General features: G+C 63.7%; 24 protein-coding genes. 5 read left to right on the plus strand and 19 right to left on the minus strand.

The window, feature by feature from the left end:
- Positions 1-17: 17 nt before the first annotated feature.
- The gene (locus AC1DT7_RS06075) at positions 18-848 is read right to left on the minus strand and encodes a DUF7946 domain-containing protein (RefSeq protein WP_478034915.1); all 831 of its coding nucleotides are present in this window, start codon (positions 846-848) and stop codon (positions 18-20) included.
- An 89-nt stretch (positions 849-937) separates the two neighbouring features.
- Here AC1DT7_RS06075 and AC1DT7_RS06080 point away from each other — a divergent pair, with 89 nt between their 5' ends.
- Positions 938-1,798 carry a hypothetical protein gene (locus AC1DT7_RS06080; RefSeq protein WP_478034916.1) on the plus strand — a complete coding sequence of 287 codons (861 nt, stop codon included), beginning with the start codon at positions 938-940 and terminating at the stop codon, positions 1,796-1,798.
- Between the two features lie 450 nt (positions 1,799-2,248).
- Here the strand turns inward: AC1DT7_RS06080 and AC1DT7_RS06085 are convergent, their stop codons facing one another.
- From AC1DT7_RS06085 to AC1DT7_RS06095, 3 genes are all read right to left on the minus strand, one after another.
- Positions 2,249-2,449 carry a hypothetical protein gene (locus AC1DT7_RS06085; protein WP_478034917.1) on the minus strand — a complete coding sequence of 67 codons (201 nt, stop codon included), beginning with the start codon at positions 2,447-2,449 and terminating at the stop codon, positions 2,249-2,251.
- A gap of 141 nt (positions 2,450-2,590) precedes the next feature.
- The gene (locus AC1DT7_RS06090; protein WP_478034919.1) at positions 2,591-2,962 is read right to left on the minus strand and encodes a VOC family protein; all 372 of its coding nucleotides are present in this window, start codon (positions 2,960-2,962) and stop codon (positions 2,591-2,593) included.
- Between the two features lie 115 nt (positions 2,963-3,077).
- Positions 3,078-3,767, minus strand: a complete 690-nt coding sequence (locus AC1DT7_RS06095; protein ID WP_478034990.1) for a helix-turn-helix transcriptional regulator — start codon at positions 3,765-3,767, stop codon at positions 3,078-3,080.
- Between the two features lie 137 nt (positions 3,768-3,904).
- Between AC1DT7_RS06095 and AC1DT7_RS06100 the strand changes: the two genes are divergently transcribed.
- Positions 3,905-4,255: a hypothetical protein gene (locus AC1DT7_RS06100; protein WP_478034921.1), complete on the plus strand. Its 351-nt coding sequence runs from the start codon at positions 3,905-3,907 to the stop codon at positions 4,253-4,255.
- A gap of 63 nt (positions 4,256-4,318) precedes the next feature.
- The gene (locus AC1DT7_RS06105; protein WP_478034922.1) at positions 4,319-4,648 is read left to right on the plus strand and encodes a hypothetical protein; all 330 of its coding nucleotides are present in this window, start codon (positions 4,319-4,321) and stop codon (positions 4,646-4,648) included.
- Between the two features lie 88 nt (positions 4,649-4,736).
- Here the strand turns inward: AC1DT7_RS06105 and AC1DT7_RS06110 are convergent, their stop codons facing one another.
- Both AC1DT7_RS06110 and AC1DT7_RS06115 read right to left on the minus strand, forming a co-directional pair.
- Positions 4,737-5,171 (minus strand): hypothetical protein, encoded by a 435-nt coding sequence (locus AC1DT7_RS06110; protein WP_478034924.1) that lies wholly within the window; start codon positions 5,169-5,171, stop codon positions 4,737-4,739.
- 97 nt (positions 5,172-5,268) lie between these two features.
- On the minus strand, positions 5,269-5,520 hold the full coding sequence (locus AC1DT7_RS06115) for a hypothetical protein (protein ID WP_478034926.1): 252 nt from the start codon (positions 5,518-5,520) through the stop codon (positions 5,269-5,271).
- Between AC1DT7_RS06115 and AC1DT7_RS06120 the strand changes: the two genes are divergently transcribed.
- Complete coding sequence (locus tag AC1DT7_RS06120; RefSeq protein ID WP_478034927.1) at positions 5,519-6,265, plus strand: hypothetical protein; 747 nt, start codon at positions 5,519-5,521, stop codon at positions 6,263-6,265. The genes AC1DT7_RS06115 and AC1DT7_RS06120 overlap by 2 nt on opposite strands.
- Before the next feature lie 66 nt (positions 6,266-6,331).
- Here the strand turns inward: AC1DT7_RS06120 and AC1DT7_RS06125 are convergent, their stop codons facing one another.
- The 7 genes from AC1DT7_RS06125 to AC1DT7_RS06155 all read right to left on the minus strand — a co-directional run bounded on the left by AC1DT7_RS06125 (position 6,332) and on the right by AC1DT7_RS06155 (position 15,527).
- Positions 6,332-7,027, minus strand: coding sequence for a TetR/AcrR family transcriptional regulator (locus AC1DT7_RS06125; RefSeq protein WP_478034928.1), 696 nt, complete (start codon positions 7,025-7,027; stop codon positions 6,332-6,334).
- 59 nt (positions 7,028-7,086) lie between these two features.
- Positions 7,087-8,652 (minus strand): AMP-binding protein, encoded by a 1,566-nt coding sequence (locus AC1DT7_RS06130; RefSeq protein ID WP_478034991.1) that lies wholly within the window; start codon positions 8,650-8,652, stop codon positions 7,087-7,089.
- A gap of 11 nt (positions 8,653-8,663) precedes the next feature.
- Positions 8,664-10,295 carry a carboxylesterase/lipase family protein gene (locus AC1DT7_RS06135; RefSeq protein ID WP_478034929.1) on the minus strand — a complete coding sequence of 544 codons (1,632 nt, stop codon included), beginning with the start codon at positions 10,293-10,295 and terminating at the stop codon, positions 8,664-8,666.
- Complete coding sequence (locus AC1DT7_RS06140) at positions 10,292-11,596, minus strand: spinster family MFS transporter (RefSeq protein ID WP_478034930.1); 1,305 nt, start codon at positions 11,594-11,596, stop codon at positions 10,292-10,294. Before AC1DT7_RS06140 ends, AC1DT7_RS06135 begins: the two co-directional genes overlap by 4 nt.
- A 3-nt stretch (positions 11,597-11,599) precedes the next feature.
- A complete protein-coding gene (locus tag AC1DT7_RS06145; RefSeq protein ID WP_478034931.1) occupies positions 11,600-13,918 on the minus strand; it encodes a TonB-dependent receptor in 2,319 nt (772 codons plus the stop codon).
- 257 nt (positions 13,919-14,175) lie between these two features.
- Positions 14,176-14,877: an esterase/lipase family protein gene (locus tag AC1DT7_RS06150; RefSeq protein WP_478034932.1), complete on the minus strand. Its 702-nt coding sequence runs from the start codon at positions 14,875-14,877 to the stop codon at positions 14,176-14,178.
- Positions 14,874-15,527 carry a TIGR02117 family protein gene (locus AC1DT7_RS06155; RefSeq protein ID WP_478034933.1) on the minus strand — a complete coding sequence of 218 codons (654 nt, stop codon included), beginning with the start codon at positions 15,525-15,527 and terminating at the stop codon, positions 14,874-14,876. The genes AC1DT7_RS06150 and AC1DT7_RS06155 overlap by 4 nt, the downstream gene beginning before the upstream one ends.
- A 62-nt stretch (positions 15,528-15,589) precedes the next feature.
- Here AC1DT7_RS06155 and phhA point away from each other — a divergent pair, with 62 nt between their 5' ends.
- Positions 15,590-16,465, plus strand: a complete 876-nt coding sequence (gene phhA, locus AC1DT7_RS06160; RefSeq protein WP_478034934.1) for a phenylalanine 4-monooxygenase — start codon at positions 15,590-15,592, stop codon at positions 16,463-16,465.
- Between the two features lie 157 nt (positions 16,466-16,622).
- On the opposite strand, the gene AC1DT7_RS06165 is transcribed toward phhA, so the two are convergent.
- From AC1DT7_RS06165 to AC1DT7_RS06190, 6 genes are all read right to left on the minus strand, one after another.
- Positions 16,623-17,600, minus strand: a complete 978-nt coding sequence (locus tag AC1DT7_RS06165) for a 50S ribosomal protein L11 methyltransferase (RefSeq protein WP_478034935.1) — start codon at positions 17,598-17,600, stop codon at positions 16,623-16,625.
- Between the two features lie 142 nt (positions 17,601-17,742).
- Entirely contained in the window at positions 17,743-18,555 is an 813-nt protein-coding gene (locus tag AC1DT7_RS06170) for a hypothetical protein (protein WP_478034936.1), read from the minus strand.
- A gap of 90 nt (positions 18,556-18,645) precedes the next feature.
- Entirely contained in the window at positions 18,646-19,344 is a 699-nt protein-coding gene (locus AC1DT7_RS06175) for an SDR family NAD(P)-dependent oxidoreductase (RefSeq protein WP_478034937.1), read from the minus strand.
- Positions 19,345-19,405: 61 nt separating this feature from the next.
- Positions 19,406-19,579, minus strand: coding sequence for a LytTR family DNA-binding domain-containing protein (locus AC1DT7_RS06180; protein WP_478034938.1), 174 nt, complete (start codon positions 19,577-19,579; stop codon positions 19,406-19,408).
- A gap of 81 nt (positions 19,580-19,660) precedes the next feature.
- Positions 19,661-20,638, minus strand: a complete 978-nt coding sequence (locus AC1DT7_RS06185) for a phosphoribosylaminoimidazolesuccinocarboxamide synthase (RefSeq protein WP_478034939.1) — start codon at positions 20,636-20,638, stop codon at positions 19,661-19,663.
- 71 nt (positions 20,639-20,709) lie between these two features.
- Positions 20,710-21,186 carry a YybH family protein gene (locus AC1DT7_RS06190; protein WP_478034940.1) on the minus strand — a complete coding sequence of 159 codons (477 nt, stop codon included), beginning with the start codon at positions 21,184-21,186 and terminating at the stop codon, positions 20,710-20,712.
- Positions 21,187-21,214: the final 28 nt, after the last annotated feature.

Below are 21,214 nucleotides of genomic sequence, written 5' to 3' on the forward strand. Positions count from 1 at the left end.
TGTAATAGTGACTGCACCTAAGTGGCAGCCCTTTCGGCACGGTGGATAACGTATCGCTTCGGTCGGCCGTCCATCGCGAGAATTCGAGTAAACGTCGCACTAACCTTACCGCCAGTTCGGTTTGAGTATTGGTCCAAGCCCCATGAGAATACCTGCCTAAATTGCCTCAGCTTATCGCGCTTCATACTAAAGGGTATGACGTGACCATGATCACGATCAAAAACACTTCCATATCCGGAGTTGGCATTGAATGCTGAAACGCTGAAGGATTTCGTTATCTCGCGATTATCCTCAACGTTCTGCTTGACATATTCCTTGGTTGACTCATCGAAGGTCGCTATGGGATTTATGTTTATACCACCAGAGATCAACATCTCTTCGGCCCCAGACCCGATAACGCTGTGGGCTTGGCGGATGGGGGCTTCTGTTATTGCAACCAGGGCCTCGACATCACCTGTTCGTGCCCGATTAGCGAGGAGCCGGGCTAGAGCTTCGTCATCGGCGGTCTGCCCTAGGTTTTTATTGATAACTCGCCGGACTAGCGCGTCGAGGAAGCTACCGCTGGCCGCACCTCCAGCCACGGAGCCAAACACGTCAGCAGGATTATTTGTCAAATTGACGAAGAAGTCAGCGATGACGCTGCCTTCCTCTGGGGCCTTGGCTCGAACGGCGTGCCTGCCATCGAACTCGCCCCGCTGCCTTATCTTGCCGGAGTCGGCATAGTTGGCGACCAGCGACAGGGTCCAAGCGAACCCAGCAAGCGCCATGTAACCATCATAGCCCTCAAACTGATGATCGTCAGCAAGATCGCCAGTCAGCTTTAAGCGATAAGGTACGATCGCAGGCATTGGCCCCCACTCATCTACTATCTTCCCGCACAGCCTCCGTGCTAAACTACTGTCGGTCAAGGGGTAAGGGCTAAGGCGCGGACATTTGAATGGGCGGGGACATCAGCATTGGGGCCGTAGGTGCCGCGCTCATCGCTGGTGTCGTGTCATTCCTCGGCCTCATTATCAGCAAGGAGCAGAAAACTTCCGAGTTTCGCCAGGCTTGGGTGGATGCGCTTAGGTCCGAGATCACGGCTTATCTGGCGAGCTTCAACGCCATCGCCGACGCCGTGGGGGTGACATACAAGGATCACGCAGAAAAGGTTAAGGCGCTTGCTCCGCTTTACTCGCAGCTAAACCAAGCAAGCTTCGCTATAACGCTGCGGGTTAATCCCGACGAGAGCCGGTCAAAGGCGGCGCTGGCCTGCATGAAGCGATTTCAGCAGCTAACTGCTAACGATAGTAATATGACGCCTGCCAACATAAGGCCAATTGAACTTGACTTCCTTAACGCCTCCAAAGAGCTACTAAAGTACGAATGGAATCGCGTAAAGAGAGGCGAGTTAACATTTATCATCACAAAGGTACTGGCGGCACTCGTCATCATAGCAGCGCTATGGTATTGGTTGTTCGCTGAACACAATGAGAAATTTGAGAAAGACAAGCTCGATGGCAAGGCGGCTATAATCAATAACGTGACCAGTGAACTCAATCAGTCGGCTCAGCCTCTCATCGCTCCGCAACACTGTACATCACCCATCGCACGCCCCGTATCTAATGAACATGTGCGAAGGGGGACCTCTGACCGTATAAGGCGCGCAGGCCCCATATACCCGGGCCGTCCCCGCCGCAAAACGAACGCGCCTACCCAGCCCGCAATATCTGGCGTCAGACCCAATTCCGCAGCTGTCTGCCCTCGCGACAATATTTCGCCTCAAACCAGCGTAAACGGCGTTGTCCAGAATTACTAAACGAACGAGTGTAAATTGGACACGCATTTCGCAGACGGCAGCCTTTGAGGCTTTCCTGCAGCGAACCGAAATTACTGATGTTGCGTCGCGTTGCTGTCGGCAGGCGAAGGATCGTGCGAACGGCAGGTTTTCGGCGGAAGCAGCCTTCGAATGCTTGGCCATCCAACGGCGCATTTTGGTCGATTCATGTCATTCCCGAGCGGGTCCCAACCGTGTGATTTTCGCCACTAGCTCGCCTTCCCGCCCGAACGCTGCCGGAGATTCGGGGACACTATACTTAACTGTCCTTGGCAGATTGATTTCGCCGAGAGCGCTGAAGATATTTTTGTATAGTGTCCCCGAATTACCCTGAGTCATCTCAGCTTGGCGCGCCTGCTCGCGGTAAGTCTGCGCCGTGAGAAAAAGTGAGGTTAGGCCTTGGAAGGGTCGGGAGGAAACTCCAGGCCCTTTTCACATATTCAGGCGCTGCTCGATCGCCTCCAATCGGCTGCGCACGGATACCAGCGCGTCACTGTCTCCAACCTCACCACTCGCGATGTCAGACACTTCTTCGCGCTGCTTTTCGGACAATCCTGGCCCATCGCAGCTTCCGAGCGCTAGCGCGGCAAGAACTAAGATTTCGTAGGGCAGTCTTTTCGGTAGCTTTATCATCGCACCCTCCCGTTGATGGGCGGATGATGGCTGGTCAGATGATTGGGTCAAGCACATATATAGACGCCTCTTCGGTAGGGGCGCCTCCACCGCCTTTGGCGGCCGAACCGGCTGGTTCGGCCGCCAAAGGGCGATTGCTTTTTATGCGGCGCCGGGTGCGAACACACGCAGCCGATGACCATCGGGATCGAGCGCGACGAACGTCATGCCGAAGCCCATTCGGGTTGGAGTCTGAAGAATCTTGAGGCCGCGTCGCTCCCAGTCGGCGTGCGTCGCCTCGACCGTGTCCGCGTCGGCGACCGCAAAGGCGATCTCGCTCGCACCGGGTTGGCCTGAGCTTGTCGGCTCGACCGTCTCGCGGCCCCACAGGCCCAGCGTGACGCCGTCTCTTAGCGGCAACATGGCGAAGCCTGGTCTCTGATCGAGGACGGGCAAGCCCAGCAGCTCATGGTAGAACGCAGCGCTGGCTGCGGAATCTTCGACGTGCAGCAGCAGGAAGCTGAAATCGGGCATTGAGGATCTCCTGGATCGGCGGGGCGTAAGGTCGCCGGCCGGTGGGAGACGTCTACAAAGGCATGCTGTCAGTTTATGTCAGTAGTCATCATGCCCGGAGTCATCGTGCCAGGGGTCATTGCTCCGGGATATTCCGGACCGCCCGCCACTCCTTGAGCAGTGCGGCACGTCGGCGCGGATACCGCCGGGGCGTCACATCGAGCGTGGTGATGCGGTCGGTTCTGAAATGGCGATAGCCTTCGCGCAACTCGCACCATGCGACGACGACCCGCACGCGATCGTAAAAGGCCAGCGCAAAGGGCCAGATGGTCCGCTGGGTGGCGATCCCCTGTTCGTCGGCATAGGTGATCTGCGCCCTCCGTTCGGACCGGATTGCCGCCCGGATCGTGGCAAGTCCGGGGTCACCGGCAGCGATGGGCTCACCCGATCCGATCAACAGGCCCGACGCTTCGATACTGTCCTTGAGGTCGTCGGGGAGCACCGCGCCGATCTTGGCGAGCACGTTGCGCGCAGCCTTGCCCAGGAGCCCGTCCGCCCGTTCCGAAACCCAGCGCGAGCCGAGCACCAGCGCCTCGATTTCCTCCTCGGAGAACATCAGCGGCGGCAGCATGAAGCCGGGGCGGAGCACATAGCCCACGCCCGCTTCGCCATCGATGTGCGCGCCTTGTGCCTTCAGCGTCTCGATGTCGCGATACAGGGTGCGCAGCGAGATGTTGAGCTCGTCAGCCAGCGCAGCACCCGTCACGGCCCGACGATGCCGGCGTAACACCTGGATCAGGTCGAGAAGGCGTTGCGCGCGCGACAGGGGCCGCTCATCCGATCATGGCCAAAGGGCAATTCCTGCTGGCATAATGTGGTAGTGTCTCAGTTTGAACTTTGACGGATCGGCTATCGCATCTGCCGCCCGCTTCCTATATGCTTAGCGCAACGCGTGGAGGCAATATGGATACGACAATTCTCGCTGCCATAATAGGTGCTGGTTCGGCCACGATCACGTCCTTGCCTATTGCGTTTCTCTCGTATCGGCTAGCATCCAACAAGGCCAAATCGGAGATGCAACTGACCCAACAGATCGACGCAGTTCTACTTGAAATGCTAAAAAGCGAAAAATGGGATGCTCGACCATTGGACCATATAAGAAAAGTTCTATCAGGAATTTCTGATGGCGACTTGAGAATGGCGTTATTGAAAGTTGGTGCCGTTCGCGTTGGCGATCGAGAAGGGCAAGAGATGTGGTCGCTACGAAAGCGGCGCGATGGCCCAGCTCCACGATTTCTTATGATGGCCGGGTGATTAGTAATGCCTAAGGGGCCACGCGGAGAGAAGCGCCCCGCCGACGCAATCGGCCTTGCGGTGATGATCGGCAAGTTTGCCACTGGCGAGATCGAGGATACGCGCGACCCGGTCAAAAGCGCTGCCGCCGAGCTTGGTAGCCTCGGCGGCAAGAAGCGCGCGGCGAACATGACGCCGGAGCGCCGCCGCGAGATTGCTCAGGCGGCGGCTAAGCGGTGGGGCCACCTTCGGAATGACAAGTTCAAGCTCTCGCTGATCTCCAAAACGCGCGGCGATTTTACGTCATATTCGTCGCTGCTTTCGGACGACTCTGCCATTTCCAAGACACGGCCAAGATGCATTCTGAGCGCCCGCGCGCCGACTTCATTGAGAAACTGGAAAAGTTTGGTTTGACGCGCTCCTCCAGTCGCCTTTTTCGCGCGAAGAAGCGTCAATATATTTCCGCTGCTTTTTGCTAGTGGATGGTAGATGTGCCGCACCATTAGATGCTTGAAATGTCAACGCTTGCTGCGATCCGGTATCGGAATATCGTAAAGACGGTGCCAGTGCATATAAAGTTCATTGGGAAATTGAGGTTCGTATTTCTTGACCTCCTCTTGAATTTGTAGATTAAAGGCCGCGATAATTTCTTCTGTTGAAGGGCTATATCCAGCCAAAGCGTAAACAAGCTGTCGGATGCCGTTCTTGGCCGATGCTCCAACAATGATATGCGCTTGCTGGATAATTTGGCGTATCGCGCCGCCTTGAGTGACCCGGTAGCTTCGGCGGCAATGATGGCATTGCAGATGTCGATCAGCAGGGAAGTATCAAAGCCATTGACGGTTGTTCGCGGCGTGTCGCCGCCGCCGGAGCCCCATTGAAATTTAAGGGGATTCTCGATTTTTTCGCGTAAGTCGCCGCCGATGGAGCCGGCCATAGCGCGGGACCCGATAAAACTAGGAAACGAGTTCCCCCGTGGGGACAAACCCAAGACTCGGGCCATGCCCGTCTGTGCCTTACAAGAAGCGCGCCGCTTAGATCGCGGCGCGCTTGCGCGCAGAGACGATCATATCAAAAAGATCGCCAGCAGCCTCGAACGTCGGCGCCTTCGCCAAAATATCTAGGTGTTCTTTCAGACCAGTGCGGCGTCCCCGAAGGACGAAATAGCCGCTTCCGCCACCGAGATTGTCATGCTCAATGTGTTCCGCGTATGTTTCGGCGGCAATTGGTGTTATGTATAGGGTCGTCTCGGTATCAATTGCAGCCCTGAGGATGATATCATCCATGCTTGACGCTCCCAACTATGGCTTTCACCGGAGCCCTCGTTTCTCTGCCAATCATCTTGCCGAGTACCTCACTACAACCAACGCGAATCAGAGAGAAGCGGTGATTCGTAAAGCGAAATTCCCGCGGAAAGTGTCGGTAATCGCATACGCTCAAGCGCTACCGGCAATTGGTAAATTTCTATCCACAAACACAGGCGACCTTTCGTATTTTGACGACATGCTCGCGCGCCTCGCTGCCAGAGAGCTGCGCGAGGACGGATACAACCGTGAAGAGGCTAAGCGGTGCCAAGCGGCGATCGCTGCATTTAAACAGACATTCGCGACGACGGCATCCCGAAAATATCGCTTTCTCCCAGGCCCGCAGGACAGCACCGTTAAAATCTCAACCGTACGGGTCAATGTTCGACTTGACGCTCCCATCGTCGAAGAAGGGAAGGATGGGCAGCTATTCTCCGGGGGCTGTGTCCTTTTGATGGCGAGCACACCGGACGCTCGCAAGAACATTGAGGACCGTAGGAAATACGTGGCTGCTCTGATCCATTGGGCCCTGCAAGAAAGCTCGTCCCAGACAGAGCCGCTGGCGCGGCTCTGCATGTCATTCGACCCGTTCGGTGGTGAGATCACCAAGGCGCCCGTAGCGATTGATCGGCTTCGCAGGAACATGGCATCCTCATGCCATGAGGTCGCGGCGCGGTGGGCGGACATTGAGCCGCCCGCTGGCTATGACGGCCCCGACTGGCATTAGCCGCTAAATTCAAACTGAGACACTACCCATAATGTGGCAGCAGGCGATGTTAAATCGGACCTGGGACTACTGTGCCTTCCCGCCCGAACGCTGCCGGCACAATTCCCCAAAACCGGCCGCCATGAACGACGCCATGCGGTCCTTCACCGCGATGAAATCGTCCGACTTGCACAGGCCGCCCGACAGCTTGTCGATGCGCCCGGTGCGCGCCAGCGTCAGCATCAGCGCGCCGGTGACGAAGTGATAGCCCCAGAAGATGTCGGCTTCGGCGCAATCGGGCAGCGCCTTTTTCAGCAGGCCGATCAGGCGCAGCACGACGGGGTCGAAATGCGCGTCCATCAGCTCGGCCCCCCATTCGGGGGCGTTGGCCACCTGGGCGCCGAGCGCGGCGTAATTCTTCCAGCCCTCGCCACCCTCGATATACAGGTCGAGATCGGTGTCGAGGAAAGCGCGCAGCGCGCCCTCGACGCCCGGCTTGCCGTTCGTCGCCGCGTCATATTCGTCGAGCGCTTTCATCCGCCGCTCGCTGGTGACCACCGCGCGCCGGGCGAACACCGCGTCGAACAGCTTCTTCTTGTCCTCGAAATAATAGTTGAGCAGCGTGTGGTGCACGCCCACCCGCTTGGCGACATCCTTCAGCGTCACGCCGTACAGGCCATGCTGCGAGAAGAGATATTCGGCCGCGTCGAGGATCTGTTCCATCGTCTCGGCGCGCTGTTCCGCCTTGGTGGAACGTCGGCGGGGTTTAACGTCTTCGGGCAATGAGGGCCTTTCTGTCTTGCCTCGGCCGGCGTCGGGCCAGCCGGCGGCCTGGCTCCGGCTCAAACGCCATATTCCGATCTCAACCGTATCTTGTCGATCTTGCCGGTGGACGCCAGAGGCATGTGCTGCAAGCGGATGATCGCATCGGGCACCCACCAGGGCGCGACCCGGCCCTTCAGCGGCGCCAGCAGCGCCTCGTCGCTGATCGCCTCATGGTCGCGCATCTCGACCAGCAGGATCGGGCGCTCGCCCCATTTCTCGTCCTGCCGGCCGATCACCGCTGCCAGCGACACCTCGGGCAGGGCGCCGACCACCGCCTCGATCTCAGCCGGGTTGATCCATTCGCCGCCCGATTTGATCAGGTCCTTGGCGCGCCCGGTGATGATGAGATTGCCGTCCAGGTCGATCCGCGCGAGATCGCCCGTGCCGAACCAGCCGTCTTCGTCGGTCGCGCTCTGCTCCTGTCCGAAATAGCGCTCGACCACCGCCGCGCCGCGCACGCGCAGATGCCCCTCGGGCCCGCGCTGCTGGGGCAGGGCGACGCCGTCGCCATCGACCAGCAGCAGATCGACCCCGATGGCCGGGCGGCCCGCCATGGCGGCCGATCGCGCCGGATCGCCCGGCAGGGACACGGTGCCCGACGGCGACAGCTCGGTCATGCCCCAGCTCGTCTGGACCGTCACGCCGAGCCTGCGCTCGATCCGCTCCATCAGCGCAGGGGCGAGGGGCGCGCCGCCCATGATGATGCGCTCCAGCGTCGGCACCTCGCCACCGGTCGCCTCGAGATGGTCGAGCAGCCCGAGCCATACGGTCGGTACACCCACCGCGACCGTCACGCCTTCGGCGACGATCAGCCGTGCCAGGCTCGCGCCGTCGGCGTGGCGGCCGGGCAGCACCAGCTTGCCGCCGGCCGAGGGCACCGCGAAGGGCAGGCCCCAGGCATTGGCATGGAACATCGGCACGACCACCAGCACGCTGTCCTTGCCGGAGATCGCCATCACATCGGCCTGAAGCAGGCGCAGCGTGTGAAGGAAGCTCGATCGGTGGGTATAGGTCACGCCCTTCGGTGCGCCCGTCGTGCCCGACGTGAAGCACAGGCCGCAGGGCGCCGTTTCCTCGAAACCGCCCCAGACGATGTCGGTGCCCGCTTCCGCGATCAGCGGTTCCAGGGCGAGGACACGCGCCGCACCGGCCCTGGCATCGGCAGGGCCATCGATGACCAGCACGCAGTCGATCGACGGCACGCGCTCGACGATCTGCCTGGCGAGCGGCATCAGGTCGGCGCTGGCGATCAGGATGCGCGCACCCGATTGCCCGACCATCGCGGCAAGCTGCGCACCGGTCAGGCGCGGGTTGAGCGTGTGGCACACCGCGCCCATGCCCATGATCGCATACCAGGCTTCGACATGGGCCTGGCTGTTCCAGGCGAGCGTGGCGACCCGGTCGCCCTTGTCCACGCCCAGCCCGGCGAGCACCGACGACACAAGCAGGCTGCGTGTCCTCAGATCGGCATACCCGATCCGGTCGACCCCGCCATGCTCGCGCGCGGTCACCACCTCGCGGCGGGGATGCCATTTGGCCGCATGGTCGAGAAACTTGTCGAGCGTCAGATCGAACGGCTGCATTTCCCCGTGGATCATTTGCAGGTCGCCGCCTTTGCCAGCACCGGGGAGATCACGCCGGTATTCCAGTTCCATGGCTGGTCGCCCGCCGCCCGCCTGCGGCACACCGACGCTTCATGCAGCGCGAACATGCCCGGGAACAGCTTCGTGCCGGCCACCGGCGCCTGGGCGAAGGCCATGTAGTGCGCATCCTTGCCATAAGGCAGCCACGCCGGCTGGCCCTTGGCGACCGGGTCCCCGGTCGTCGCGAACGACACCCAATAGTCCATCATCGCATCGGACAGGCGCCGCTCCGCCAACGTGTCGGGCACCTTCGGCCAATAAGGCGGCGTCGCGCCGGCCGTGCCGAAGACATAGGGCAGTTCGGAGGCGTGGAAGGCGTGCAGCCCATTGTCGTCCGCGGCCGGATAGCCATGGTCGAACAGGTAGAGATAGCCGCGCTGGCCGATTGCCGTCTGGCCGATCGCGAGCCGGGTCGAGGTCCAGCCGTACAGCGCGTCGCGGGTGTTGGCGAGCATGCTCTCCCCGATCGCGCCGGAGGGGTAGAGCCGCAGATAATAGTCGGCGAGATCGCCATAGCTTTTGCGGATCGACGTCTCATAGGCGGCGGCATTGGCCGGCGCCGGGGGCAGCAGGATGCGAAGCGACCGGATCTCGCCGCTGTTGAAGCCGGCAAGGACGGGCACCGGCGCCTGTTCCCCGCGATCCCAGGTATCGACGAGCTGGCGGGTCAGTATCTTGCCGTCGACGGCGCCCCAGGGGCCATAGCCCTTGGCGGCGGCGGTATCGGTCAGCTTCTCCGCATCCATCGCGCGGAGTGCCGGCAGATCGGCCGCACCCAGCGCCGTCATGGCCTGAGTCCCCGCCGCTTCGGCGGAAGGTGTGCCATGCGCCGTCTGCTTCAGCTCGGGCGTTGAGATCATATAGGCGCTTTCGGCGATCGCCTTGTGGAACAGCCCGCGCGCTCGGGGCGACGCCATCAGGTACATCACGCTGAGTCCGCCCGCCGACTCGCCCGCGATCGTCACATTACCCGCATCGCCGCCGAACGCGCCGATGTTGCGCTTCACCCAGTCGAGCGCCGCGATCTGGTCGAGCAGGCCGTAATTGCCGGAAATGCCTTCGGTGGATTCGGCGCTCAGCGCGGGATGCGCGAGATAGCCGAGGATGCCGAGCCGGTAGTTGATCGAGACGACGATCATGCCCTTTCCGGCCAGGCGCGCACCGTCATAGGTCGGCTCGTGGCTATAGCCGGTGACCAGCGCGCCGCCATGGATCCAGACGAACACCGGCAACTTCTTCGCGTCTTTCGGCGCCCAGATGTTGAGCGTCAGGCAGTCCTCGCTCATCTTGCCGGGCGGGTTGGTATAGATGCTCACGGCCTTCGAATGCGGCTGGACGCAGGCCGGCCCGAACTCGGTCGCCTTGCGCACGCCCTGCCAGGCCGGAAGCGCGACAGGCGCCTTCCAGCGCATCGCCCCCACCGGCGGCTGGGCATAGGGAATGCCCCTGAAGATGCGGAGATCGCCCTGGACGCTGCCCTGCTCGGCGCCGGCGGGCGCATCGACCGTCGCCGATTGCGCGGCCGCCGGCCCGGTGGTGAGCAGGAGCGCGGCGGCGAGCGCGGCGAGGGACACTGGTTTCATGCGGGAATCCCGGCGGGGTTGCGGCTTTCGCGGCGCAGGATGCGCGCCAGCCAGAGGAAGAGTGCGATGGCGATCAGGTAGAAGGGCGTCAGCGTGTAGAGCGCCGATTGCAGATATTGGGCATGGCCATGCGCCTTGAACCAGTCGCTTGCCTGCCCCACCCAGGTCGGGCCGAGGCCGAGGCCGATGAAGTTCATCACCAGCAGGAGCAGCGCCCCCGCCAGCACGCGCTGGTTGGGCTTCACCTCGTCCTGCACCAGCGCCACCGATGCGGAGAGATAGAAATAGTTGAACATCATCACGATGGCGAGCAGCGCGAGCGCCAGCGGCCAGGTCGGCGCCCAGATGAAGGCGAGGTAGAAGGGCATCGCCACCGCCAGCGACAAGGCGGGGGCGATGGCATAGCCCGCCCTTGACGTCCGCGTCATGCGGTCGATCACCCGGCCTGAAATCACCATCCCGCCGCCCATGCCGAGGACGAGCACCAGGGCATACCAGACGGCCACCTCGCTCAGCACCATGCCCTTGTCGCGCATCAGGAACAGCACGGCGAAATTGCCCAGGCCATAGGTCACGAACTGGGTCGCCCCGCTGCCGAGTGCCGCGAGCATCAGCACGGGATGCGAAAAGAACATGCGCACGGTCGGCCAGAATTCGGCCCTGTCTCGAATGGTGTCTCCACCGCCGTGCAAGCGCACCTGGTCGGTGGCGCCGCGCTCGGGCTCGCGAAGGAACAGCCGCACCAGCAGCGCTGTGACGATGCCGATCACGCCGATGATGATGAACGGCATGCGCCAGCCGAACCGCTCCGCGATGGCGGCGCCGAACGCCACGCCGATCGCGGCGCCGATCGCCGGGCCGAGATTGAAGATGCCGAGCGCCGCAGCCCGTTTGCCCGGCGGATAGGTATCGGTGATGATCGCATAGGATGGCGGCACGCCGCCGGCTTCACCGAAACCGACCAGCATGCGCGCGACGACGAGCTGCGGGTAGGTCGCGGCCATGCCGCACGCGATCGTCGCCCCGCTCCAGATCGCGCAGGCGAGCGACAGGACGTTGATGCGGTTGGTCCGGTCGGCGAGCCAGCCGACCGGGATCGCGATGAAGCAATAGAACATTGCGAAATACAGGCCGCCGATCAGCCCGAGCTGACCGTCGCTGACCTGAAGCGAGTCCTGGATCGGCTTGGCCAGGATGCCGATCAGCTGTCGGTCGAGAAAGTTCAGCACATAGACGAAGGTGAGCGCGCCGAGCATCAGCCATGGGCGCGTGCCGGTGGTCGGGGCTGAACCGGCCGTCACCGATCAGAGACCATAGCCGAGGCGAATGCCGATGGTGCGCGGCCGCAGGGTGCCGAACCGGCTGACGAGAAACGCTTCGGGGTGGATGTAGGTGACCGAATGATCGTCGAACACATTCTCGACATAGAGCTGCGCCGAGATATCGCCGCGCTTGAGGCCGAAGGTCAGGTTGGTGTTCACATATTCGTCGGTCACACCGAAGGTGGACAGCGGTACGGTCGGCGCGCCCGGCGTGTTCGGGAAGGAGCTGTTGTACGACCCGACATATTGCGCGTTCACGGCAAGGTTCGCCTTGGTGTCGTTACCCAGGTCGAAGCCATAGGACAGATAGGCCGCACCCTGAAGCCGCGGTGCCGAGAGCCGGTGACCAAGCACCGCGCCGGAGATCGCCGCCTCGGTCGCGCTGAGCTTGGTGATCTTGGAATCATTATAGGCTGCGTTCAGGCCCAGGAAGACACCCTTTGCCGGCACGACGCCCATCTCGACTTCGAAGCCTTTGCTCCGTGCGCCGCCGATATTGGTGGCGAACTGCACCGAGTCCGATACGCGATTGGCCTGTGCCTGGATGTTGCTCCAGTCGATCAGATAGGCGGCGACGTTGATCGTCACGAGGCCGTTGAGGAACCGCCCCTTGGCGCCGATCTCATAGCTTTTCAGGTCGTCCGACGATGCGCCGTTGGGGATGATGATGTCGCTCGGGTTCACCAGGCTCGGGCGCCCGGCGAAGGCGTTCACGATCGGGGCGCGAAAGCCGGTGGAGAAGGTGGCATAGGTCGTCACCGATTCCGTCGGCTTGAAGCTGGCGCTCGCTTTCCAGCTTGGCTTCGATCCCGACGCCTTCACGCCCGTGACCGCGGTGTAGGGGGTGAAGGTATCGAACTTCACCGGGATCTTGAGCAGCGCATAGGTGAAATAATTCTGGCCGAACGCGGTGGCGAGATAGCCGCCGGGCTCGGTGAAGCCCTGGGCCGAGGTGCGCCCGTAGCGCATGCCGCCCGTCAGCCAGAATTTGCTCGAGAAGCGATAGGTCAGCTCGCCGAAGCCGGCGAGCTCCTCGCTGATCTGATGGGTATATTGCTTCTGGTAATATTGGTCGGGCAGCCCGGTAAGGCCGCGCGCCTGCAGGAACGGCAGGCTGGAGCGATAGAAATAATCGACGTCGCGGCGGCGGTTCAGATAGAATCCGCCCACCACGAACTGTAGCGGGCCATCGAGTGACGAGACCAGCCGCGTCTCCTGCACGAACACCTTGTCATAGGCATTGGCATCGAGGCCGAAGGCGATCGGCGCGCCGACATAGGATCCGGGTGCGAAGGTGCCGGCAAGATCCAGCCAGAAGCGCTGATCGAACTTCGAATAGGTCGAGGAGCTGGTGAGTTTGGCGAAATCGAAGTCGTAGTCGAGCGTGCCGTTGATGATGGTCTGCTTGCCGGTGAAGCGGTCCGGCTGGTCCGAGATGCGTTTCTCGCGGCCGAGCGACGGGCTGGTCAGCGAGGAATCCTTCGGGTCGCTGTTCTCGTACGATCCGAGCAGCTTGATCGACAGGCGATCGGTCGGTCGCCAGAGCGCGACGAGGCGCCCGCCCCAGTCGATCAGCTTGTTCGAATTGTGGACGCCGGTGCCGACATTATCGAGATAGCCGTCCTCATGGCGATAAAAGCCGACGCCGCGGATCGCGAGCTTGTCCGAGACGATCGGGACATTGACCATCACATTATAGCGCTGGCGCACCGAATCCGATCCGGTGAGGCCGATATCCGCGAGCGCGGAATAGTCGAAGTCATGAAGATTGGGGCTCTTGGTCAGGATACGCATCGCGCCCGACAGCGATCCCGATCCGAACAGCGTGCCCTGCGGCCCGCGCAGGAACTCGACGCGCTCCACGTCGAACAGATTGGGGTCGACCACGGTGGTGTTGCCGATGGTCGAGACCGGCAGCTCGTCGATATAGACGGCGACCGAGCTTTGCAGATTGGCGTTGTAGCCGTTGGTGGCGATGCCGCGCGCCGTGAAATTGTTGAAATTCTGGGTCGGGCGATTGAGCACCACGCCGGGCGTCTCGCGGGCGATGCCTTCGAAGCCGACGATACCCTTTTCGGTCAGCTGCTCCTGCGAGAAGGCGGTGACGCTCAGCGGCACATCCTGCAGCCGCTCGTTGCGGCGGGTCGCGGTGACGATGATGTCGTTGCCGGCCGCATCATGAGTCTCGTCCTGCGCGGTGGCCGGGGTGTCGGTTTGTGGTGCGACGCTCTGTGCCAGCGCAGGCGTCGCCGAAAGGACGAACGCAGCGGCGCAGGCCGACGCAAGAAGAATGGCCTTCATGCTCTCTCTCCCATGAACGCCGATCGTTGATGCCGGCGATGTGGGTGAAGGATGCAGGCGGCGCGGGTCTTTGTCAACACTCACTCTCACGAGTGTGAATGAAATTAAGGGTGCGACGTAACGCCGCCAAATCCCCCTCCCGCTTGCGGGAGGGGCTAGGGGAGGGCCTGTCCCAGATAGGAAAGCGCCATCAGGACAGGCCCTCCCCCGACCCCTCCCGCAAGCGGAAGGGGAGCAGAAGCAGGAGGGTGCTCCTACTATTTCCCGCCCAGAACCTGCGCGATCGCCAGCAGCACTTCGGGCCGCACCTGCACCCCCATATGGCTGCTCCGCACCTCGATGCTCCGGCAGCCCGGCTCGCGACAGATCGCGCCATTGACCAGCCCGTCGCTGGCGCTCCAGATGGCGGTGGCGGGAACGGGGAGGGGTTCCGCCACCTCGTGGCCCAGTGCCACCACCTTGGGATCGTCGATCCGGTCGCCGGTCAGCCATTCGAACGCGCGCCACACATTGGTCGCGCGCGGGCTGCCGGCAAAGGGCGAACTGACCGTGATCACCTCGCGCACCAGCTCGGGCACGCGGTGCGCCGCCATGCGGGCCATGATGCCGCCCAGGCTCACCCCGATCAGCGTGACCTTCTCGCCGGTCTCGTCATGGATCTCGCGAATGCGCTCGAACAGCTTCTCGCCGTCCGGCCCGATCGCCCGCACGCCGAGATTGCGGCCCAGCCCCCAGCCATAGGCGCGGTAACCCAGCCGGTTGAGATAGCCCCGCATGGCGAAGTTCGACCGGTCGGCATTGACCAGCCCGGGCAGGATCAGGATTGGCCGTCCATCGCCCTTGGGGCCGTCTTCGAGCAGTCGTCTGTTCCAGAAAAGCTGCCCGAGCCCGATCGCGCCGCGCGGCAGCTCCATCGCCCAGAGCAATAGCGAAGGGGCCCTGGCATCGGTCGTCATCATGGGAACCATCCAAGTACCGTCACGGGAAAGGGCGTCCAGGCACCGATGCGCACGCCGGCATGGCGCAGCGCCTCGCCCGTCCATTCGTTGCACGTACGGATCGCACTGTACCGGCCGCGCGCATCGTAAAAGGCGTCGTAATCGCCATAGCCGGGCTGGTGTGCCGGCCGCTGCCCGTTCTCGCTCCGGAAGCTGGCGCGGATGAAGGCGGCAAGGCGACGATACTCCTCCGGGCGCAGCACGACGCTGCGTATATCGGCATCGACGCCCGGTTCCGGCACATGGTCCACATGCATCACGGTGCGCTCGCTGCCCGTCGCCGCCGCCAGCACGGTCAGCGGCTTCACCTCGGCCCAGGTCGGCGTTTCGAGATAAAAGGCGCGGTCGCCCCAGCCGATCGAGATATGGCTGTACCCGGCATAACGCGGATCGCGCAGATCCTCGGGCCGGATCAGGTCGCGCCAGTCCTCGCCGCCGCCGACCTGCGGCACGACGATGCCGGTATGGATGCCGTTGCTCTCAATATAGATGCGCACGCCCGATTCAGTCTGCGTCCAGCCGGCATTGGTGGGCAGGGCGCCGCCGATCATCCCGGCCGAGCCATAGGCCAGCAGCACGCCGATCAGCCCCGCAAGCGCCGTTCCGGCCAACCTTGCGCCGTTCCGGACGGGGTGGATTTTCGCCAGCATCGCGAGTGTGATATGGCATTTCCATGGCTGAAGAAACGCATGTTCTCGATCGCCCGCCCGAAGGCGCGGCACCCGACTGGACCGTCCCGCAGGACTGGTCGCACTACACCGCGGAGGAACATGCGGTGTGGGACACCCTGTTCGACCGCCAGGCGAAACTCCTGCCCGGCCGCGCATCGGAGGCCTATCTGCGCGGGCTCGACGTGCTCAAGCTGTCGAAGCCCGGCATCCCCGATTTCGAGGAATTGTCCGAACGGCTGATGGGCCTGACCGGCTGGCAGGTCGTGGCGGTGCCCGGGCTGGTGCCGGACGAGGTGTTCTTCGATCACATGGCCAATCGCCGCTTCGTCGCCGGCAATTTCATCCGCCGGGCCGACCAGCTCGATTACCTGCAGGAACCGGACGTGTTCCACGACGTGTTCGGCCATGTGCCAATGCTCGCCGACCCGGTCTTCGCCGATTATCTCGAGGCCTATGGCCGCGGCGGCCAGCGCGCGCTCGAACTGGGGTCGCTCAAGCATCTTGCGCGGCTCTATTGGTACACGGTCGAATTCGGCCTGATCGCCGAGCCCGAGGGCCTGCGCATCTATGGCGCGGGCATCGTGTCGAGCTTTGCCGAAAGCCGCTTCGCGCTCGACGATCCGAGCCCCAACCGCATCGCCTTCGACATGAAGCGGGTGATGCGCACCGAATATCGGATCGACGATTTCCAGCAGAACTACTTCGTGATCCCGAGCTTCGACGAACTGCTGCGCGTGACGGTCGAGACCGATTTCGCGCCGCTCTATGCGGAGATCATGGCGCAGCCCGACGTGCCGGTGGCGGAGATATTGCCGGACGATGTGGTGCTGACCCACGGCACGCAGGATTATGCCCGGGAAAAGGCGGCGGCTCTCTAGTTCCTCCCCCGGGAACCGGGGGAGGGGGACCATTCGCCTCTTCCGGCGAATGGTGGAGGGGCTTGGAGCGCGGAACGTCTGCCCGGCGCTCCAAGCCCCTCCACCACCCGCTGAAGAAGCGGGCGGTCCCCCTTCCCCGTTCCGGGGAGGAATTAAATCACCAGCTCCCGAATCCAGGCGTCTCCGCCGTCTTCCCGCTGTCCCGCAGCGGCCGCCGCCAGCCCTGCCGCCGTCGCTTGCGCAACCTGAGCGTCGGCCAGTCGCCGATCTGGGTCCGGCCCGCCAGGAACAGTCCCTCGCGCCGATAGGCGCGCGCCACCGCCGCCGCCTGGGTGTCGAGCAGCCCGGCCAGCACCAATGTCCCGCCCGTCTCGAGCGCGGCAGCGATCGCCGGCGCCAGCGCGATCAGCGGCCCCGCCAGGATGTTGGCGACGATCAGGTCGTACGGCGCCCGCCGCTGGATCAGTGGATGGTCGAGCCCCGAGGCGACCGCCAGCGCAAGCTGGGCCTTGCCATGTCCCAGCGCCACGTCGTTCAGATCGGCATTGTCGGCCGTCACCTCGATCGACGCCGGATCGATGTCGGATGCGGTCGCATAGGCGCGCGGCCACAAATGCATTGCGGCAAAGGCGAGCAGCCCGGTGCCGGTGCCCACATCGACGATGTTGCGGAACATCGCCCCGCGCTGCTTCAGCGCATCGAGCGTCACCAGGCAGCCGGAGGTCGTCTGGTGCTGGCCGGTGCCGAACGCCCGGCTCGCCTCGATGCGGAAGGCGCGCGTGCCGGGCGGCACCGTCCCGCGATTGGCCTCGGTGTGGATATAGAAGCGCCCGGCATGGACCGGCTCGATCCCGGCCTGGCTGAGCGTCACCCAGTCCTGTTCGACCACGAGCTCCGGCTTCGCCTTGCTCTTCCCCCCGCTGGGCACCAGGGCGCGCACCACCGCCAGCGTCGCCGCATCGGGCTTGCCGTCGAAAAACGCATCGAGCCGCCAGCTCAGGGGATCGTCCTCGATCTCCTCGCTGGTCAGCAGCACCGGCGCCGGGTCGAGCGACGCCAGCGCTGGTGCTTCGAAATCGATCGCCTCCGCTTCGTCGCGGGTGCAGGGCAAACTGAGCTTCCAGCTCTCGGACATCGGCTTTCTCCGTTCTCGCGCAGCCGCCAAGCAGAAGAACCGGCGTTCGACAAGCGTCTAGGCCCTGAGCGCCTCCGCGATCGAGGCCGCAAGCGGCGACATCTCGGGCAGGCCGGCGCCGACCGGCCCAGCCGGCATAGGCTCAGGCGGTGACCGTCCTCCTCCGCCGTGCCGGTACCCTGGTCCAGCCGAACCACGTCGCGGCCGCCCCGGCCGCAAGGCCGGTCGCCAGGAACAGCGGCATCGGAATCGGTGCGACCGTCAGATAGATCCGCGCCCAGATCGGGCTGCGCGCCAGCGTCTCGAACAGGATCGACTGGACGATCGTCACCACCGCAACCACCAGCCAGGGCCGGCCGAAGCGACGATCGGCACCATAGAGCCACAGGGCGATCGCAATGGCGAACAGCCCCGCCAGATGCAGGCCCCAGGCAAAGAGCGGGAAATCCTGCGGGCTCCTGATCATCAGTCCCGGCACGAATTTATTGATGACGCGGCCGAGAACCGGCCCGATCAGCAACAGGGTGGTCGCGAGCATATAGCGGGCGTGGAGCTGGACGTTGCGCCGTTCCTTCAGCGCCATCGCGACGCACCAGGCAAAGGTGGCGGTCGCGAGGATGTCGTAGCTGGCAAGCCGGGCACCGTACATCTGGTAGAAAAGGTCGCCGGCCGCGGTCGCCCGCGCCATCGACTGGATCACCATGAAGCCGCCCATGACGAACAGCGGCGCGACCGCGAAGGTCGCCAGCCCCAGCGACCGGTGCAGCGCGCGCTGGCCATGATGCACCGTGCGGCTCTGCACGACGAGCAGCAGCATCCACAGCGTCGCGGTCGCGCCATGGACGTGGAAGGCAAGCGGCGCCCCGCCGATCACGGAGAAATAGGTGCGCCAGAAAGCAGGAATGGTCGCCGCGATCAGCGCGAGCACGAACAGCCAGGCGTGACGATACGGCATGATCCCCCCGGAACATGATGAAGGCCCGGGGAGGAGAGTGGGCGCCGCCGGGCCCGCTGTCACGATAATTGTTGCGGCGCTGCGGCTTCCCTAACGGACGTAGCTTGCCCCGTTCACGTCGATCACCCCGCCGGTCATCGACGCGGGCGCGGCCAGCGCCAGGAAGCGCGCCGTCTCGGCGACCTCCTCCGGCATCGCCACCCGGCCGAGCGGAATGTCGGCGAGCAGCTTGTCGCCGCCGCGGCTCGACAGATATTCCTCGGCCATGCCGGTCATGGTGAAGCCCGGGCACACGGCAAAGGCCAGGATACCCTCGGCAGCATAGCCCCGCGCGATCGACTTGGTCATCGCGACCATGCCGGCCTTGGACGCGGCATAATGCCAGTGTTGCGGGCTGTCGCCGCGATAGGCCGCGCGGCTGGCGATGTTGACGATCCGGCCGCCGGTACCGCGCTCCTGCCAGTGGCGCACGGCAAGCCGGCACAGCTCTGCCGAGGCGGTCAGGTTGATCCGCATCGTGCGCTCCCAATCGGCGACCCACTCGTCATGCGGCCGGTCGAGCGGGTTGTTCTCGAACACGCCGGCATTGTTGATCAGCACGTCGAGCGTGCCGCCAAGCTGGTCGAGCGCCGCGTCCCACAGCTTCCGCGGCCCAGCCGGATCGGCGAAGTCGGCGGGAATGCCGCTCGCCGTGCCATGGCCGACCAGGGTGACGTCGGGGAGGGTGAGGGCAGTCGCGATCGCCGCGCCGATGCCGCGGCTGCTGCCGGTGAGGAGGATGTTGGTCATGGCGGGGGCCATAGCCGTGCTCATCCGCCCGCGTCACCCCCGCCGACAGGGGACAGGCGATTCAGCTATGCAGGTTCGCCGCATAGCGGTTGGAGACGGGCAGGCACGCGCCGTTGTTCAGCGCCACCTCGACCGGCCCCTTGCGCCCGCACGTCGCCGTCTCGATCGACCGCCATGGCACCAGACAGGATCGATGCACCCGGACGAAACCGGGCCCAAAGATGCGCTTCCGCATTGTGCATCGTCTGCCGCCAGACAAAGGTCCGGCCGCGCGCATGGAGCCCGATATAATTACCCGCCGCGCGCGCCTCGAAAATCAGTCCGGAAAGAACGGCGTCAGCCGCCCGACGATCCGGTCGAACACCGTGGCCCCGGCCAGGTCGGGCGCGAAGTCCTGCCCGGTGATCGTCTCATAGGCTTCGGCATAGACGGCCGAGGTGCCGAGGATCAGCTCTTCCGGAATGGCCGGGATCGGGTCCTTGTACGGGTCGCAGCGCGCGGCGACCCAGGCACGGATGAAATCCTTGTCGAAGCTTTCGGGCCGCTCGCCCGCCTCGAAGCGCTCGGCATAGCTCGCCTGCTTCCAGTAGCGGCTGCTGTCCGGCGTGTGGATCTCGTCCGCCAGGATGATCCTGCCCTCGGCATCGACGCCGAACTCATATTTGGTGTCGGCCAGGATCAGCCCGCGCTCCGCCGCCATCGCCTGGCCGCGCGCGAACAGGGCGAGGGCGGTCGCGCTCACTTCGTCCCATTGCGCCTGGCTGAGCAGGCCCTGGTCGAGGATGTCGGCGGCGCTCAGCGGCGCGTCGTGCCCGCCGTCGAATTCCTTGCTGGTCGGCGTGATGATCGGCGTCGGCAGCCGCTCATTGTCGCGCATGCCGTCGGGCAGGGTCATGCCGTACATGTCGCGCTGCCCGGCCTTGTAGAGGGTGAGGATCGAGGTGCCCGTCGTTCCGGCCAGATAGCCGCGCACCACGATCTCGACCGGCAGGATGTCGAGCCGCCGGCACAGCAGGACATTGGGGTCGGGATAGCTCAGCACATGGTTGGCGCAGATATCGGCCGTCTTCTCGAACCAGAAGCGCGCCGTCTGGGTCAGGATCTCGCCCTTGAACGGCACCGAGCAGAGGATCTGGTCGAACGCGCTCAGCCGGTCGGTCGCGATGATGATGCGGCGCCCGTCGTCGAGATCGTAATTCTCGCGCACCTTGCCGCGATAATGCCGCGGCAGCTGCGGGATCGTCGCATCGTCCAGCGTTCGCGTGGCATAAGCGGCAAGATCCTGGGGCGACATGGACGGTCCTTCTATGAAAGCGCGTCCCCTAGCTCAGCCGTGCCCCTCGTGCCAGCAGCGGATCATTTTGGTTATGCCGCGGGCTTGTCGGAACTCCATCCATCGATCGCCACCCGCCATTTGCCGTCGGCGCCCCGGCGATAGACGTTGATGCCCTTGCCGATATCGGTCGTGACCGCGCCGTTCTTCTTGTCCGTGTCGGTCGATCTGTAGGTATAGCGCTCGAACGCCCAGTCGCCGCTGACGGTGAAGCCGATCGAGGTCTTTTCCCACCGGATGCGATAGGCGGCGAGGTAGCCTGCGACCCATTTGCGCACTGCCGCCTTGCCGAGTACCTCGGGGGCGCCCGGTGCCTGATAGACGATATCGTCGGTCAGGCTGCCCATCAGCGTCTCGACATCGTTGCTGTTGATCGCCGCGACATAGCCGCCATGCGCCGCCTGCTCGATCGCCTCGGTCGATGCCGCTGGTGGCACGGGCGCAGGGGTACGGGAACAGCCCGTAGAGATCAGCAGCGCGACGATCGCCACGCTAGTCCGTGCTTGCATCGGAAAAATCCCCAGTCTGTCGAGGAGA

The organism is Sphingomonas sp. P3_C6 (genome assembly GCF_056402595.1).